The organism is Pseudomonas sp. HK3, assembly GCF_052920985.1.
The window spans coordinates 693,524-710,847 of record NZ_JBREXD010000001.1; the positions used below are offsets into that span (position 1 = coordinate 693,524).

The 17,324-nt window shown below is 44.7% G+C and carries 15 protein-coding genes and 2 pseudogenes; 15 read left to right on the forward strand and 2 right to left on the reverse strand.

Annotated features, from left to right (window positions below):
- The first annotated feature begins 1 nt into the window (after nucleotide 1).
- The 11 genes and pseudogenes from ACU6U9_RS03310 (at nucleotide 2) to ACU6U9_RS03360 (ending at nucleotide 11,946) form a co-directional block, all read left to right on the forward strand.
- Nucleotides 2–1,387, forward strand: coding sequence for a sigma-54-dependent transcriptional regulator (locus ACU6U9_RS03310; RefSeq protein ID WP_446733665.1), 1,386 nt, complete (start codon nucleotides 2–4; stop codon nucleotides 1,385–1,387).
- 1,231 nt (nucleotides 1,388–2,618) lie between these two features.
- Complete coding sequence (pcnB, locus tag ACU6U9_RS03315; RefSeq protein ID WP_446733666.1) at nucleotides 2,619–3,980, forward strand: polynucleotide adenylyltransferase PcnB; 1,362 nt, start codon at nucleotides 2,619–2,621, stop codon at nucleotides 3,978–3,980.
- 8 nt (nucleotides 3,981–3,988) lie between these two features.
- A complete protein-coding gene (gene folK / locus ACU6U9_RS03320) occupies nucleotides 3,989–4,483 on the forward strand; it encodes a 2-amino-4-hydroxy-6-hydroxymethyldihydropteridine diphosphokinase (RefSeq protein WP_446733667.1) in 495 nt (164 codons plus the stop codon).
- A gap of 55 nt (nucleotides 4,484–4,538) precedes the next feature.
- The gene (gene panB / locus ACU6U9_RS03325; RefSeq protein ID WP_446733668.1) at nucleotides 4,539–5,336 is read left to right on the forward strand and encodes a 3-methyl-2-oxobutanoate hydroxymethyltransferase; all 798 of its coding nucleotides are present in this window, start codon (nucleotides 4,539–4,541) and stop codon (nucleotides 5,334–5,336) included.
- Complete coding sequence (gene panC, locus ACU6U9_RS03330) at nucleotides 5,333–6,187, forward strand: pantoate--beta-alanine ligase (RefSeq protein ID WP_446733669.1); 855 nt, start codon at nucleotides 5,333–5,335, stop codon at nucleotides 6,185–6,187. The genes panB and panC overlap by 4 nt, the downstream gene beginning before the upstream one ends.
- A gap of 138 nt (nucleotides 6,188–6,325) precedes the next feature.
- Nucleotides 6,326–6,706 (forward strand): aspartate 1-decarboxylase, encoded by a 381-nt coding sequence (gene panD / locus ACU6U9_RS03335; protein ID WP_446733670.1) that lies wholly within the window; start codon nucleotides 6,326–6,328, stop codon nucleotides 6,704–6,706.
- An 833-nt stretch (nucleotides 6,707–7,539) separates the two neighbouring features.
- A pseudogene (locus ACU6U9_RS03340) lies at nucleotides 7,540–7,632 on the forward strand (HAMP domain-containing protein); the annotation flags it as partial.
- A 153-nt stretch (nucleotides 7,633–7,785) separates the two neighbouring features.
- Nucleotides 7,786–8,478 (forward strand): methyl-accepting chemotaxis protein, encoded by a 693-nt coding sequence (locus tag ACU6U9_RS03345; protein ID WP_446735049.1) that lies wholly within the window; start codon nucleotides 7,786–7,788, stop codon nucleotides 8,476–8,478.
- A 53-nt stretch (nucleotides 8,479–8,531) separates the two neighbouring features.
- The gene (gene mtnA / locus ACU6U9_RS03350) at nucleotides 8,532–9,581 is read left to right on the forward strand and encodes an S-methyl-5-thioribose-1-phosphate isomerase (protein WP_446733671.1); all 1,050 of its coding nucleotides are present in this window, start codon (nucleotides 8,532–8,534) and stop codon (nucleotides 9,579–9,581) included.
- Nucleotides 9,582–9,614: 33 nt separating this feature from the next.
- Nucleotides 9,615–10,628, forward strand: coding sequence for a phospholipase A (locus ACU6U9_RS03355; protein ID WP_446733672.1), 1,014 nt, complete (start codon nucleotides 9,615–9,617; stop codon nucleotides 10,626–10,628).
- Between the two features lie 139 nt (nucleotides 10,629–10,767).
- Nucleotides 10,768–11,946: an acetyl-CoA C-acetyltransferase gene (locus tag ACU6U9_RS03360; RefSeq protein WP_446733673.1), complete on the forward strand. Its 1,179-nt coding sequence runs from the start codon at nucleotides 10,768–10,770 to the stop codon at nucleotides 11,944–11,946.
- A 104-nt stretch (nucleotides 11,947–12,050) separates the two neighbouring features.
- Here ACU6U9_RS03360 and ACU6U9_RS03365 read toward each other — a convergent pair whose 3' ends face one another.
- Nucleotides 12,051–12,641 carry a hypothetical protein gene (locus ACU6U9_RS03365; RefSeq protein ID WP_446733674.1) on the reverse strand — a complete coding sequence of 197 codons (591 nt, stop codon included), beginning with the start codon at nucleotides 12,639–12,641 and terminating at the stop codon, nucleotides 12,051–12,053.
- 227 nt (nucleotides 12,642–12,868) lie between these two features.
- Here ACU6U9_RS03365 and ACU6U9_RS03370 point away from each other — a divergent pair, with 227 nt between their 5' ends.
- Entirely contained in the window at nucleotides 12,869–13,921 is a 1,053-nt protein-coding gene (locus tag ACU6U9_RS03370; protein WP_446733675.1) for a hypothetical protein, read from the forward strand.
- A gap of 59 nt (nucleotides 13,922–13,980) precedes the next feature.
- Here ACU6U9_RS03370 and ACU6U9_RS03375 read toward each other — a convergent pair whose 3' ends face one another.
- Nucleotides 13,981–14,211, reverse strand: coding sequence for a hypothetical protein (locus tag ACU6U9_RS03375; protein WP_446733676.1), 231 nt, complete (start codon nucleotides 14,209–14,211; stop codon nucleotides 13,981–13,983).
- 226 nt (nucleotides 14,212–14,437) lie between these two features.
- Between ACU6U9_RS03375 and miaB the strand changes: the two are divergent.
- The 3 genes and pseudogenes from miaB to ybeY all read left to right on the forward strand — a co-directional run bounded on the left by miaB (nucleotide 14,438) and on the right by ybeY (nucleotide 17,324).
- A pseudogene (gene miaB / locus ACU6U9_RS03380) lies at nucleotides 14,438–15,779 on the forward strand (tRNA (N6-isopentenyl adenosine(37)-C2)-methylthiotransferase MiaB).
- A 32-nt stretch (nucleotides 15,780–15,811) separates the two neighbouring features.
- The gene (locus ACU6U9_RS03385; protein WP_446733677.1) at nucleotides 15,812–16,861 is read left to right on the forward strand and encodes a PhoH family protein; all 1,050 of its coding nucleotides are present in this window, start codon (nucleotides 15,812–15,814) and stop codon (nucleotides 16,859–16,861) included.
- A complete protein-coding gene (gene ybeY / locus ACU6U9_RS03390; protein ID WP_446733678.1) occupies nucleotides 16,854–17,324 on the forward strand; it encodes an rRNA maturation RNase YbeY in 471 nt (156 codons plus the stop codon). Before ACU6U9_RS03385 ends, ybeY begins: the two co-directional genes overlap by 8 nt.

Below are 17,324 nucleotides of genomic sequence, written 5' to 3' on the forward strand. Positions count from 1 at the left end.
AATGACCCAAATTCTCATTGTAGAAGACGAAAAAGTCATTCGTAGCGCCTTGCGTCGCTTGTTAGAACGCAACGAATACAGCGTTGAAGAAGCCCCGACGCTCACCGACGCAAAAGAGTTTGACCTAGACCAATTTGACTTAATCATCAGTGATCTACGTTTACCTGGTGGCCACGGCACAGAGTTGATCGAGCTTGCCAAAAACACACCGGTACTCATTATGACCAGCTATGCCAGCCTAAAAAGCGCGGTTGATGCGATGAAAATGGGGGCCGTTGATTACATCGCAAAACCCTTTGATCACGATGAAATGCTCATCGCCGTACAGCGCATACTAAAAGAACGCAGCCTCGCTCGGCAAAATCATGTGCTTAAACAAGAAATTCAAAAAGTGCACCCAACCAACGGCATCATTGGCAGCTGCCCGCCTATGTTGGACCTGTTTAAAAAAATCGGCAAAGTCAGCCCAACCGATGCAACCGTCTTAATTTTAGGCGAATCGGGTACCGGTAAAGAACTCGTAGCCCGTGCTATTCACGACCAAAGCCCACGCTGTGACGCCCCCCTGATTAGTGTGAACTGCGCAGCTATCCCTGAAACATTAATTGAATCTGAATTATTTGGTCATGAAAAAGGCGCGTTTACTGGTGCCACATCTGTGCGTCAAGGCTTAGTAGAGGCGGCGGATGGCGGTACCTTATTTTTAGATGAAATTGGAGAACTGCCACTTGAAGCACAAGCTCGTTTGTTACGCGTATTGCAAGAAAGTGAGATTCGCCGCGTCGGCAGTGTGCAAAGCAAAAAAGTAAATGTCCGTCTTGTGGCCGCCACACACCGCAACCTAAAAGAGCTGGCCAAAAAAGGCGAGTTCCGTGAAGATTTATATTACCGCCTTAATGTCGTCGAGCTAAAACTGCCGCCATTACGTGATCGTGGTGACGATGTGCTCGAACTGGCACACAAACTACTGGAACGAGCCTGTACAAAATTAAATCGCCCGCTACTGGAATTTTCTAATCAATGTAAACGTGACATCGGCTCGTATTCTTGGCCTGGTAATGTGCGAGAACTAGAGAACGCAGTAGAGCGTTCCGTCATATTAAACGACGGTGAAGCCATTACCGCTGAAGCCATGGCCATTGAAATCACCAATGACGACAAAGTGCCCGCCTCTATGATGGCATCATTGCAAAGGAACAACACGGCAGCAGAGACGTTTGATGTGAACCCATCCGAGCTTTCCCTTGATGATTACTTCCAACACTTTGTACTCGAAAATGAAGACAAAATGACCGAGACCGAACTGGCGCAAAAACTCGGCATTAGCCGCAAGAGTTTGTGGGAGCGTCGCCAGCGCTTAGGGATTCCACGTAAAAAAGCCAAATAATCGTCAATACCATTAAACCAAACAGCAAGCCGCCATCCGCGCGGCTTTTTTGTGGGCGTGTTACCTAGCGTCAAAATGTTACCTGTCGCCCCAAGACTAAGCCCTAAAGCGTCAAATAAAGTAACAGTTATGTTGTCGCAACAGGCATTGCAATCAAAAAATAATCGTAACCTATTGTTTTATTTAAACTTATTACAACTGGCACATCCCGTGCAATAGACACAACAAGTCACATTGCTGCACGGATAAAAATAACAAAGCAGCTATGATTGGTGTTTAAGTGGTCATAATAAAAATAACAATCGTCACCTAGGCATCGGGCCATTAATAAAAATAATAATAGGCATCTGAAGCTGATTGCTTTGGGTTTTAGCGCCACAAGCGGGACGAACCTAAAGCAATTTGCTTGATTTATTTAAGCCATAACACCGCTTATTGCTTTAACACTCCAAGTTATCGACAACACCCTGACTCATTTTTCATCTATTACATTAGTTATCGCTAAATTACTGATTATATTAACAATAAATGTATAAGCTCCTTGTGCCAGACAATCCTACTAGCAAAAAATTCCCATATTGTTTAGTAAATGTGCGACAAGTTGTTACCTGCGTTACCCAAGTGCCCATTTTGCGCCTAAAAAAGGTGACCTTAGGTAACAAACCTCTGGCAGGTTGCGAATAGAAAACCAAAAAATACCTGTAAGCCATTGAATACAAAGGGTTTTAGAAAATTGGCACGGCAAATGCTTTATTAATATCACTAGCGACATCCACACAAACAAAAATAATAAAGTGGGTTCGCACGTAATGTTAAATAGACATCAATAAAAATAAAAAAGTCATTTTAACGTTATGGGCCAAAATAATTAAAATAACAGGCCAGCAGAATTCGTGTTCTGAGTGTGTAGTGACCCATTATTAAAATAACAACAAGGGCGCACCAGATACTCAAAACACAATTCGACACTCAATAATAATAAAAATAATAAAACACTCGAATCGAATCTGGGCAGCACAAATAACAATAATAAAGCTGCCCTCGACATTTTTTTACTCCCCTTATCTCAACCCTATTATAAAGAAACGACCGTCTATAGGCTAAATGCCCTACTTTGGTTGCGTTTGTGTTTAACTTCTGTACACTGCCAACTCCTTTAAAATCAGCTTATGGCTTAAAATTATCATTATTTCGCTATCCCATTTCCACAAATTACGCTCCCTATCTGACCATGCTTAAACGTCTTATTTCAAAACTAAAGAAATCCGCTACCCGTTCCAATGGGAAAGTACAGGTCATCTCACGCAATGATCACGACATTAGCCGTGACAACATTAGCGAGAATGCATTAAAAGTTCTTTACCGGCTTAAAAAAGCCGGATTTGAAGCCTACTTGGTGGGCGGTGGCGTGCGCGACTTATTACTCGACATGCACCCTAAAGATTTCGATGTGGCCACTAACGCCAGCCCAGAACAAGTTAATAAACTGTTTCGTAATTCACGTTTAATCGGTCGACGCTTTCGCTTAGTACACGTGGTGTATGGTCGTGATGTGATTGAAGTGGCGACCCTGCGTGGTCATCATGAAAACGCACAAGGCAAACAGCAGTCTAAAACCAGCGATTCCGGCATGTTATTGCGCGATAACGTTTATGGCACCATCGATGAAGATGCGGTGCGTCGTGACTTTACAATCAATGCTCTTTATTACGACATCAAAGATTTCTCTGTGCGCAGCTATGAAGGCGGCATGCAAGACCTTAAACGTCGAAACATTCGCTTAATTGGTGACCCTGAAACACGCTACCGCGAAGACCCGGTTCGTATGTTACGGGCCGTGCGTTTTGCCGCCAAGCTCGACTTCAATATAGAGCCAGCAACCGCTGCGCCTATTAATGAGCTCGCGCCACTCATGGCCGACGTGCCTGCCGCTCGTTTATTTGACGAGGTTCTCAAGTTGTTTATGGCTGGCTACGCCGAGCGTACCTTTGAGTTACTGGAGCAATACGGTTTATTCGCCGAGTTATTCCCTCACTCTCAACAGTGCATCGCAGAAAACGACTTTTATCGTCGTCTAGTGATTCAAGCGTTAGCCAATAGTGATGAACGTGTTGCCCAAGGCAAGACCCTAACCCCTGCTTTTTTAGTGTCTGTGTTCCTGTGGCCGTGTGTTTTAGAATCACAAAAAACATTTGAGAAACAAGGTATGCCGCCAGCGGCCGCTTATCATCAGGCTACTAGCCAAGTGCTCAGCAATCAGCAATCCCACACCGCGATACCAAGACGCTTTACCGATATGGTGCGTAATATTTGGGATATGCAGCGTCGCTTAGAACGTCGCGTTAAAAAACATTTAGAAAGTATTTTGGTTCATCCGAAGTTTCGTGCCGCTTATGATTTCTTGTTATTGCGAGAGCAAGCAGGCGAGGAACTAGCGGGGGCTGGCAAGTGGTGGACGCAGTATCAAAAAGATAATGCTCACATCATGGCGCAAGCTAAGCAAGAACACCTAGACCGAAGCCGTGATCGCGATAGAGAACGTAAACCTCGATCAGATCGCCGACCTAGACGTCGCAACGGCCCAACTGAATAGGTTACGCCATGAGAGCCTGGGTCGATATTTTCATAGGTCTAGGCAGCAATCTAGACCAGCCATTACAGCATGTTGAGCAAGCATTTAATGAACTTGCTCAGCATCGACACCTACGTCACGCACGCATTAGCCCCCTTTATCAAAGCAAGCCCGTAGGCCCTCAAGATCAGCCTGACTTTATCAATGCGGTGGCACACGTTCAAACCCAGCTGGGCCCACACGATGTGCTAGACCTTTTACAATCCATTGAAAACAGCCATGGACGCAAACGCCTTCGTCACTGGGGAGAGCGCAGCCTTGATCTCGACTTGTTACTGTATGGGTCCGCTCAAATACGCACACCGCGGCTAATCGTCCCTCATGCTCATATGCATGAAAGAGGCTTTGTACTGTATCCGTTGGCCGATTTATCCCCAAGTTTACGCTTTGAGGGTGGCTTAGATTTCAGTGATTTCTTAACAGCACTCGCCTTTGATCTTGAGCCAGTGAAAAAAGGCATTTGACTTACTCCGTCTAGATCTGGACTATACGCACCATATTAAAACAGTGAGCCTGCTTATGAGTAAAACCACCATTAACACCCTGCACCAGTGTAAGCGTAACAAGGAAAAATTCACCGTGGTCACCGCCTACGATGCAACCTTTGCACACTTGGCCAGTGCCGCAGGCATTGATGTGTTACTGGTTGGTGATTCTCTGGGCATGGTACTACAAGGCCAAGACAGTACCGTTCCCGTTACCTTAGAGCACATGTGTTATCACACTGCCGCGGTAAAACAAGGCAATCAGGGCGCATTACTGATGGCTGACATGCCTTACATGACATACGCCACAACAGAGCAAGCCATCGACAGTGCTGCTGCGCTCATGCAAGCAGGTGCCGAAATGGTGAAGCTTGAGGGCGGTGCTTGGCTTGTGGATACCGTTTCAGCCATGAGCGAACGCGGCATTCCTGTCTGTGCTCATCTAGGCCTGACGCCTCAATACGTTCACAAGTTTGGCGGTTATAAAGTACAAGGCCGCGAAGAAGCGGTCGCCGAGCAAATGATTCTTGATGCCAAAGCCATGGAAGCCGCAGGAGCCGATGTATTGCTGCTTGAATGTGTCCCAAGCGAGCTTGCTAAACGTCTAACAGAAAGCGTTGGCGTTCCCGTTATTGGTATTGGCGCTGGCAGTGATACCGATGCTCAGGTACTGGTATGTTATGACATGCTGGGTATGAATCCAGGACACATCCCTAAGTTTGTAAAAAATTATATGGTTGAAGGGCGCACAATTTCTGAAGCATTTGCCGCCTACAACGAAGAAGTTAAGCAAGGTGTTTTCCCTGCACCTGAACATGGATTTAAATCATGAAAACCGTTGAAACCATTGCACAGTTACAAGCCGAAGTAAAAGCGGCTCGCGATGCGGGCAAGCGTATTGGTTTTGTGCCGACCATGGGTAACTTGCATGAAGGCCACATGATTTTAGTGGATCAAGCATCTGAAGAATGCGATTTCATTGTCGCCAGTATTTTTATTAACCCACTGCAATTTAATGACATTGATGACCTTGGTCGTTACCCACGTACTTTGGCCGCAGACCAAGAACACTTACGTGACCGTGACTGTGACCTTCTGTTCTTCCCAAGTGTTGATGAGATGTACCCGCACGGCCAAGACGCACAAACCACGGTCAGCGTACCGGTTGTGAGCGAAGGTTTATGTGGTAAATCACGCCCAGGTCACTTTGATGGTGTTGCAACAGTGGTTAGTAAACTGTTTCATATGGTACAGCCAGACGCCGCATTCTTTGGTGAAAAAGATTTCCAGCAATTAGCCGTTATTCGTAAAATGGTCAATGATTTGAATCTTCCATTTGACGTGGTGGGTGTCCCTACTTGTCGCGAGGAAAATGGCCTAGCCATGAGTTCTCGTAATAATTACTTAAGCGCGCAAGAAAAAAAAACCGCTGGCCATATTTATCGTGTTCTTAATGAAATCTCTCATAAGATTCAAGACGGCGCCTCTAATTTCAAAGCCCTCGGTGAGGCTGCAAAAAAAGAATTGACCAAGCTCGGCTTTAAACCCGACTATATCGAAGTACGTGACGCCAACAGTTTACGCCCAGCCACATCAGATGATGCTGAACTGGTCGTGTTGGTCGCTGCCATTTTAGGCAAGGCACGCTTAATCGATAATTTGCGCATCAGCTTAAATAAATAAGACCCCTTTGCATGCCCTAAGCGTGATTGAATCCTAAAAACGCTTCGGGCATACTGCGCCCCGCCATCTAGGCTGTTGGGGGTAAGGACAAGTGACCTTACCCGTCAAGACACACCCGTTTTGAATAAGGTTGTACACATGCAATCCACTATGCTTAAAGCCAAACTGCACCAAGCCCGTGTTACTCACGCCGTTTTGGAATACGAAGGTTCGTGTGCCGTTGATGGTAACCTACTGGATATGGCCGGTATTTTCGAAAACGAACAAATTCAAATTTATAATATTGAGAATGGCCAGCGCTTCACCACTTATGCCATACGCGGCGAAGAAGGCAGCGGTATCATCTCGGTAAATGGCGCAGCCGCACACCTAGCCGAAGTAGGCCAGCGTGTGATTATTTGCGCTTACTCAGGCTATAGCGATGAAGAGCTAAACGCCTACAAGCCTCGCCTAATATACTTAGCTGACGGTAACGAAGTTAGCCACACATCCAATGCCATCCCTATCCAGGTGGCATAAAGTAACAAAAAGTATTGCCAAAACTTTAAAGCCCAGACTTTTGTATGAGTACTGGGCTTTTTCGTATATCAAATATTAGTTTAATTGGGCCATCCGCTTGCCCCTTGTCACATCTTTGGCTAAACCAAATAGGTATCTCACACTATTTTTCGCCAAGGATGCACATGGCAATCTTCTCTAAATTTTCACTCAAATATAAAATCCTCAGCATCACCTTAATTAGTGCATTAGGCTTTGCCAGTTATATCGCCTATCACTTCAAGGCCATACAAACCAATGACCAACGCTTGGAGCGCATTCAAAAAATTAACTACCCTGCCCTAGAGACTGTGGGGGTTATTTGGTTAGAACTATTTGCGGCACGCTCCTCCATGCAAGAAGCCATTTCTGAAGGTGAACTGGGCTCCATTAAAAAAGCCAATCAGCATCAACAAACAATCGAAGAGTTACTTAAAAAAATTGAAACCTTCGCACCTCAATACAAAAGCAAAGCACAATCACTGAAGCAGCAGCTGTCTGATTATATGACAACAGCCACCAGCCTGACGGTGGGCATTATTAATGGCGAAATGCCATTAAGTGACATTCGCGCTCAAGCTAAGAATATGAACCGCGATTATGATGCTTTTAGCAACTCACTCAAAGAGTTTCGTACTGAAGCTCATAAGGACTTTGCTGAACGCCTCGGTCATGCGAAAGAAGAAGGCCGGTTGTCCCTTACTACCGGCATGATCATCGCATTTGTCATTCTTTGCATTATCCTTACAGCCTCATTAATTATTGCCAATAGCATCACCAGTAATCTTTATAAAATCATTAAAGAACTCGAAGGTATGTCGACTGGTAAAGGGGATTTAACTGTTCGCCTTGAAACATCTGCACAAGATGAAATCGGTATGCTTGTTAATCGTTTTAATGCCTTTGCAACTCACTTGCAACTCATGATCAAGGTGCTCGCCAATCTAGCATTAGGCGTCACTAAAGGTACTGAAGACGTACAAAGAATTGCACAGCACACGCGCGAAGGCATCGAAAATCAACAAGGTAAAATCCACCAAGTGGCCACGGCCATTACAGAAATGGCACAAACCTCAATCGAGGTATCCAGCAATGCCGGTCAAGCATCCGAAGCCACACAGCAAGCCAATGCCGAGTCCCAATCTAGCCAGCAAATTGTGCAACACAATATTGAAGGCATTAGTACACTTGCCAGTAACATTGATAATGCGCAGACCGTTATTCAAGCATTGTCGAATGAGGTAGAAAAAATTGCGTCTGCCTCTCAAGACATTGGCAACATTGCCGAACAAACAAATTTATTGGCACTTAACGCCGCGATTGAAGCCGCTCGCGCAGGAGAGCAAGGCCGAGGCTTTGCTGTCGTTGCCGATGAAGTCAGAACACTGGCGGGACGTACCGCCGAAAGCACCTCCGAAATTGGTAATATTGTTCAGAGTCTATTAGTGAATGCATCACAAGCGGTAGAAGTGATGGAGCAATCTAAAAACCAAGCCGAAGAAGCCGTTAATCAATCTAAAAATACAGGTGAATCACTCAATAGTATTCTGCAATCCATCGCCACCATTAACCAAATGAATGAATTGGTTTCTATATCGGCAGAAGAGCAAAGCAGCGTAGCAGAAGAAGTCAGTGAAAATATCGTGCGCATTAATAGCTTCTCCGAACAAACAGTCGAGAACGCACAGTCCACCGCAAAAGCGACACAATCATTAAGCGAACAAGCAGAACAATTAAAAGCCATCAGTCAATGAATTCAAGGTATAATCTCGCAATGTAAATTCATAATATTGCGCGGAAACCTTGAATGTCGACAGCTAATACTTGGGATAACGTGCGTGCGATTACGTTTGATGACTTCACGTTAACATTGCTGGATCAACGTGCGCTGCCTCAGCAAGAAACCTACCTTAAGTATACAAATCCCCACACTGTCGCACTGGCAATAACCGACATGGTTGTTCGAGGTGCGCCAGCCATTGGTATTACCGCCGCATATGGCATCGTACTGGCCGCCCATGCACAGCGACACAAAAAGCACCTGGATTTATCCCAAGCATTCAAGCAATTAGCAAATTCGCGACCCACCGCCGTTAATCTATTTTGGGCGTTAGATAAAATGCAACGCGCATTAGCTGGCTGTATTCATTCAAATGTGAGCGACCAAATTGAAACCCTGCTCACCCAAGCCCAAGACATCCATAAGCAAGATATTTTAAATAATCAAATCATGGGTAAACTGGGCGCCAGCTTAATCGAAACAGGCAGTGAGGTTTATACCCATTGCAATGCAGGATCTCTCGCTACAGGTGGTTTTGGCACTGCATTAGGCGTTATTCGCTCTGGGGTTGCAGACAACAAAATAACGCAAGTATACGCGGGAGAAACTCGCCCATGGCTTCAGGGGGCTCGTCTCACCGCCTGGGAACTCATGCGTGACAATATTAATGTTCGCCTAAGCACTGAAGGTGCTGCAGGGCAACTATTACGTAAAGGCAATATTAAGTGGATTATTGTTGGTGCAGATCGTATTTCCGCCAATGGCGACGTTGCCAATAAAATTGGCACGTATAATTTGGCCGTACTGGCGAAATTTCATAATGTGAAAGTTATGGTTGTCGCACCTTGTTCAACATTTGATTTAAATATGCAACATGGTGATGATATTCCGATAGAAGATCGCCCAGAACAAGAAGTGACACATATTCAAGGGAAGCAAATTGCACCGGAAAACTGCGCGGCAATTAATCCTTCATTTGATGTCACACCGAATACATTAATCGATGCCATTATTTGCGAAGCGGGTATTTTACGGCCTCCGTTTTCACACAGCATTGCTCAATCAGTCGCTCATTAAATGGCTGACACATCATTAAAAGAAGGTTCAACCATGCTTAGATCAATAGCATTCATGTACTTAATGATTTTTACATGCGTGTCTTTTTCTCAGGACAACAGCAGTGAAGTGGATGATATCGACTCACAAATTCTCACAAACAATGAATTACGTGATCTAGAATTACCCAGCATAAGTGAACCGAAGAATGATGACGATAATGATGATGATGAAGAAATAGAAAGCACTAAAGCACTGACCCAAGTACTTGAGCGCAAACAAATTCTGGAAGAAAAAGCCATCAAAGTCCCCTTTATTATTCTACCCCATCGCCCAAACTACATCATGCCGTTCTCTTATACAGAGTCACCCTATGACGATGAAATCAAAGAAGTATTAGATGACTCATGGCCTGGCTACAACAACATTGAGGCTATGTTTCAAATCAGTTTGAAATACCAAATTCATCAATTTGATAAAGCCAATAAAAACAGACTCTATGTCGCTTATACCAATAAATCGTATTGGCAGGTTTACAGTGAGAATATTTCTCGCCCCTTCCGTGAAACCAATCATGAACCTGAACTGTTTTTGCAACTCACCCCTAACTGGGGATACATCAACCATATGACACTCTCTTTGAATCATCAGAGTAATGGCCAAGTTCAAGGATTTTCTCGGAGTTGGAATCGAATTATTGCTGGCTTTTATCATCGAGATGGCAGCAGCATTTATGGGATAGAACCTTGGTGGCGCATTCCTGAAACCAAAAAAGCAGACCCTGAAGACCCAACCGATAATGACAACCCTGACATTCATAAGTATTTAGGTTACGGCAATTTTATTTGGTATAGAAAAGTAGGCCAAGAATCCCTGATGTTTCGTCTAGGTAACAATTTTAACTTTGATAAAAACCGTGGCTGGGGTGAGATTGAATTTACCTTCCCACTTGGCAGTCGTTTTTTGGGCTTTGTTCAATACTACGAAGGCTATGGGCATAGCCTAATTGAATACAATAAATACCAAAGACGCATCGGCTTTGGTTTTAAAATTTCTGATTTTTTATAAGTTAAAACCAAAAAGTACACAATAAAATTCGTACAAAAACAAACAGCAATAAACTAGGCCAATTTATATTTTTTGGTTAAAGTAGCGATCATATTTTTATATCTGCATGTCTTATTGGTGCAGGCTTTAGGAGGTAATAATGAAAGACGTGGTAATCGTAGCAGCAGGCCGCAGTGCCATTGGCGCATTTCAAGGCAGCCTATCTCAACTCAGCGCAGTTGAATTAGGTACACAAGTCATCAAAGGCGTCATTGCTCGTGCGGGTATAAACCCTGAATTAGTCGATGAAGTTATCTTTGGACAAGTGTTAACCGCAGGTGCGGGTCAAAACCCTGCGCGCCAGAGCGCCATTCATGCGGGTTTATCTGAACGCACCCCTGCCATGACCATCAACAAAGTCTGTGGGTCTGCCCTTAAAGCCGTTCACCTGGGTGCACAAGCCATCGCAAACGGAGATGCCGACTTTATTATTGCCGGCGGCCAAGAAAGCATGTCGAACTCTGCCCATGTCATGCCAACATCCCGTACTGGCCAGCGCATGGGACCGATCACCATGATCGATACCATGATCAAAGACGGCCTATGGGATGCTTTTAACGATTATCACATGGGCATTACCGCCGAAAACCTAGCTGAAAAATTCGACATTAGCCGTGAAGCACAAGATGCGTTTGCAGCCGCTAGCCAACAGAAAGCCGTTGCCGCTCAAGAAGCCGGCAAGTTTGATGACGAAATTATCGCCATCAACATCCCACAACGTAAAGGCGATGACCTCATTGTGGATAAAGACGAAGGCCCTCGTGCCGGTGTCACCGCTGAAAAACTGGCAGGCATGCGTGCCGCGTTTAAAAAAGACGGCACAGTAACCGCCGCGAATGCGTCATCATTAAACGATGGCGCCGCCGCCGTTCTACTGACCAGCAAAGAAAAAGCACAAGAATTAGGTTTAACGGTTTTAGCCACAATCAAGGGCTATGCCAATGCTGGCGTAGACCCTAGCATCATGGGTATTGGTCCTGTTAGCGCAACACAACGCTGCCTTGCCAAAGCAGATTGGAGCCTAGAGGATCTAGATCTAATCGAAGCAAATGAAGCATTTGCAGTACAGTCATTATCTGTAGGCAAAGAACTTGGCTGGGATAGCGAAAAAGTAAACGTCAATGGCGGTGCCATTGCCCTTGGTCACCCGATTGGTGCATCAGGCTGTCGTGTATTGGTCACACTGATTCATGAAATGCAAAAACGTGACGCCAAAAAAGGCTTAGCCACATTGTGTATTGGTGGCGGTATGGGTGTCAGTATTGCGATAGAACGCTAACCCGCTCACTTTATCGATATGCGTAACACGAAAAAAGCCAAGTAATCCCTACTTGGCTTTTTTTATTTTTAACGCATCATCATATCTAGAGAGTCTGATTGAGCTTAATGAACCACACTACCAGAGTCCGGTTCAACGTTGCCAAATTCAGCCGGTAATAAACTGTGCTTGTTCACCACCAACGTATCATAAACTTCTAGCTCAATGTCTTTATCTTCAATAATCAAAGGCTCAAGCAAAACGCATACCGCTTCGATGCTATCAAGCTCAGCAATAATACAGCTTTTATAACCATCCAATGTGTGGATGGCTACCAGCTCGCCTAGATCCGCTTCACCCATAATTGTTGGCACATCATCAGCCAACACTTCGTCAGCGTCTAATGGCTCAATAAAGTGAGCGGCTGCCACCATATGTAAAATATCAATAATTTCTGGGTTGGCGATATCAATCTCATCAGGGTCGTCATAGCCTGATAATACTTTTTCAACCAATGCATGGAATAAGTCGAGATCTTCTTCAGTCCAGCTGATATCCATGTTACTGCTATGGGGGCTGGGAATGTCGGTAGCTAAGAGGATTTCGTGAGTCGATTGTGCATCCATCTCTGGCATGACAACGTTCACTTGCTCGGTACCTGTGCCTGCCATATCGGCTAAGCGCCATTTTAAAGGGTGTTTAACTGCCTGTGTCATAGTCGGCCTCCATTTGTCATTTTGCCGCCGCGCACTGCACGTGTTTACCAATTACTGCCATTGTCTAAGGTCCATCCTTAAACTAGGTTACCCTATGCGATGTAACGTAAACTCCCATACTTAACTCCTAAAATTCAGCCTATAACAGGTTCTCTTCTGAGTATAGTGGTATATTAGCCACACCTATAAATGTTGTTTTTCATTGCTTAGCTTAAGGCCCTTGTAGAATGCAGAAAAAGCTCACCAAGTCTTTGTATTTACTTACTTTTTATTTTTTCCTTAGCGCATGCTCGACACTGCCAGATCAACAAAACTTAAACCTACGAGCCGAAAAAACAGCGCAAAAAAGCACGCGATCTGAACAATCCAGCCTTCAACTAGCCAAATTAAAACTACAAAAGGCGAATACTGAATTATTAGCATTTTATGCGCCAAGTTACCTAGAACAAGCACAAACAGAATATAAACACGCGACCGACCTCTATGTGCAAAAAGAGCCAACATCCAAGATTCGCTTGCACACTCAATTATCCATAGAGTGGGTCGAAGCAGGCTTACGCAATAAAAAAATGGTTCGTGAATATCTATCCACAAGCTTGGCCAGCCGAGAAGTATTACTAAAACTAAAAGCAAACACGTATTTCCCAGCCGCGTTTACAGAGATTGAACATGCCCATTTGGCATTAATTAAACAGGTCGAACAGCGCAAAGAAACTCAAGCACAAAAAGGCGAACAAGCGTTGATCGCTGCCATGACCAACTTAGAAGTACGCACCATTGGCCACACCTATTTAGATAAGTCTTATGTCATGCTCAAACAAGCGCTAGAACTAGGCGCAGAGCAATACTTAGCCGACACACATAAAGAGACCGTTGATCAGCTAAAGTACACTGAGCAGTACATACGCCAAAACCCTAGAGATAAAAAGACCATCAAGGGTTTAGCCAGTGACAGCTTGTTTCTGTGCGAGCGCCTTTTCTCACTGACGAGACTCGCCAATAACATGCAACACGCCAAAGAGAGCGCTATTGAAGCCCTCGTTTTAAAACATGAAGCACATCTGACACGAATTGCTGAGTCCGTTAATTACAAAGATATTCGCAATCTATCGTTAGATGACCAAAGCTTGTTGATTAGCCAGTTCGCTAAAAAAGTCCATAAACGTAACGATCGATCAGCACCGATAAAAGATAACAAAGCTGAGCTCGAAAAATGGCAGCGCAAGGTGGTCTTATTGCAAGCTGAAGTCAGGCGACTTGAGAAAACACCCAATCGATAATGGATTAGACAAATAAAAAAGCCACTTAACTTTAAGTGGCTTTTTTATTTGAATTTTAACTATGAACGCATTTGATTGAGTAAATCGATACGGGATTCAATCATGGTTCGATAGGTTTTCATTAGACTAAAGCGATAGGGTGCATCTTCTACCTGTAGTCTGGACAGTTGAGTCTCAAGCTTATCAATTTCAGCCTCAAGGCGGAGAATAATGTCATCATTGCTGCCATCACCTCTTAAGCGGTAACTATCCTGTGGCATTGCTTTGTTCTCCATTGCTAACCCTCTCATTACCTACTCTCCATGCTAGGTTGTTACGTCCTCAACACTTAAAACCCAATAATGCTGATAATGGTTATTTTAACAGCTCATTTTGTGATGCATATCGCATTTTACAACAGTTCTTGTAAGAGATTGCCTACAATCGATCTGAAAGACAGCCAAGGTAAAACTGGGCAGAAACTGCACATTTGTTTATAATGCGCGCCCCTAATACATAGCATGAGTGGTCTAATCCGTGGCGAAAAAGTTGTTCATTAAAACCCATGGCTGCCAAATGAATGAGTACGATAGCTCACGCATGGCTGATTTACTGGGTGAAACGCATGCCATGGAGATCACAGATAACGAAGCAGAAGCCGATGTTATCCTGCTCAATACGTGCTCTATCCGCGAGAAAGCCCAAGAGAAAGTCTTCCACCAACTGGGGCGCTGGAACAAACTAAAGAAAAAGAACCCCAACCTCATTATTGGTGTGGGAGGCTGTGTTGCTAGCCAAGAAGGCGAAGCAATTCGCAAGCGAGCGCCGCAAGTAGATATGATTTTTGGCCCGCAAACGCTGCACAAACTGCCGCAATTTGTTGATGCTAGCGTCAACAAAATCCCGGTAATGGACGTTACCTTCCCTGAAATCGAAAAATTCGATCACTTGCCAGCCCCTAAAGTGGATGGTGGCAGTGCGTTCTTGTCGATCATGGAAGGCTGTAGCAAGTACTGTACATTCTGCGTGGTACCTTACACCCGTGGTGAAGAAGTGAGCCGCCCATTTAATGATGTCATGAAAGAAGTCCATCAGCTGGCGGATCAAAATGTACGCGAGATCAACCTTCTTGGCCAAAACGTAAACTGCTATGAAGGTCAAACAGACGACGGTGATATCGCGGACTTAGCCGAGCTAATCCATCACGTAGCCGAAGTGGACGGTATCGACCGTATTCGTTTTACCACATCCAACCCCTTAGAATTCACTGACAGTTTGATTCAAGCGTTTGCCGAAGTCCCTGAACTTGTCAGCCATCTACACTTACCAGTGCAGAGCGGTTCAAACAAGATATTAGCGGCTATGAAGCGTGGTCACGAAGTCGATATGTACATCGATAAAATTAAACGAATCAGAAAAGTACGCCCTGATATCAGTATCAGCTCCGACTTTATCATTGGCTTTCCGGGTGAAACCGATGATGACTTCCAAGATACCATGAATTTAATTCATGAAATTGGCTTCGATACCTCATTCAGTTTTGTCTATAGCAAGCGCCCTGGCACACCAGACCTCTGAGCTTGAAGACAACACCCCTGAAGACGTAAAGAAAAAACGTCTAGCGATATTACAAGATCGTATCATTCAAAATGCCCAACAAATTGGCCGTCGCATGGTTGGCAAAATTGAAACCATCTTAGTGGTCAGCGTGTCCACTAAAGACCCTGGTAAGCTAATGGGCCGTTCTGAAAATAACCGTTCCGTTTACTTTCACAGCGATGATCACAATTTGATTGGAAAGTTTGTTAAAGTGAAAATTGAAGAAGCCTATACTAATAGTCTTTATGGACACGCCGTGCTTGATGAAGGCGTGTTCTAATTAACACGACATACAAGAGAACCCATTACTGAATGACAACCGTTAGCGCTGAAAAGCCACACACAGCTCAAACCGAATTTCGCTTAGAGCCAGATGACGCACGTCGTCTGGCCAACTTATGCGGCGATCTCGATAGTCACATCAAACAAGTTGCCAGCCATTTTAATGTTCGCATCTTTAATCGCGGCAATCATTTTAAGCTTGCCGGTGGCGCCCAGGGTGTTGATCACGCCAGTGAAATCATTCAGCGCTTGTATCGTGAAACCCACAACGGCACAGAGATTCGCAAAGATCTTATTCACTTGCTATTGCAAGAAGCCGATATCGAAATCGCCTACAAAAAAGAACACACCGAAGGGTCGTATAAACCGATCGTCATCCGCACACCAAAACTGATCATCAAACCTCGTGGTCCAAACCAGCAAAAGTATGTCCGTGCGATCCATCAACATGATGTGAATTTTGGCATAGGCCCCGCCGGTACAGGGAAGACCTATTTAGCCGTTGCCTGCGCAGTAGAAGCATTATTGCGTGATGATGTGCAAAAAATATTATTGGTACGCCCTGCGGTTGAAGCAGGCGAAAAGCTTGGTTTCTTACCGGGTGATTTGTCACAAAAAATCGACCCTTATTTACGCCCTTTATATGATGCGCTGCACGACATGCTGGGTTACGAGCAAGTCATTAAACTGCAAGAAAAGAATGTTATTGAAATAGCTCCATTGGCGTACATGCGTGGCCGTACGTTAAGTAACTGCTACGTGATTTTGGATGAAAGCCAAAACACCACCCCAGAACAAATGAAGATGTTTTTAACCCGAATTGGCTTTGGCTCAAAAGCGGTCATCACGGGTGATATCACTCAAGTGGATTTACCCCGAGGCACCCGTTCAGGTTTAGGCCACATCATCAATATTCTGAAAGAGGTCGAAGGCATTGGTTTTACCCACTTTGCGAATAAAGATGTGGTACGCCATCCATTGGTGCAACGTATTGTCGACGCCTATGACGCACACGATGCAAAACTAGCCGCTCAAAAAGAAGCTGACCAGCAAACCAAACAGGACACCTCAAATGATTGATGTGGACATTCAGATTGCAAGTGAACACACACCCTTGCCATCTGATGAAGTACTGACATTATGGGCTCAAACGGCCATAACAGACTTCAAACAAGAAACAGAACTCAGCATCCGCCTTGTGGATAACGCAGAAAGTCAGCAACTGAATGGCGAATATCGCGGTAAAGACAAGCCAACTAATGTATTGTCTTTCCCGTTCGAGATGCCACCTGAACTTGAAGGGGTTGATGAAATAGACCACTTAATCGGCGACTTAGTAATTTGCGTCCCCGTGGTAGCGGCTGAAGCACACCTACAAAACAAGACATTTAACGACCATTTTGCCCATATGGTCGTACATGGCTGCTTGCATTTATTAGGTTACGACCATATAAAGGACGAAGAAGCCGAGATTATGGAAAACCTTGAACGACAAATTCTAGCGCGTCTAGAGATTGCCGACCCTTACTTGATCAATGATTGA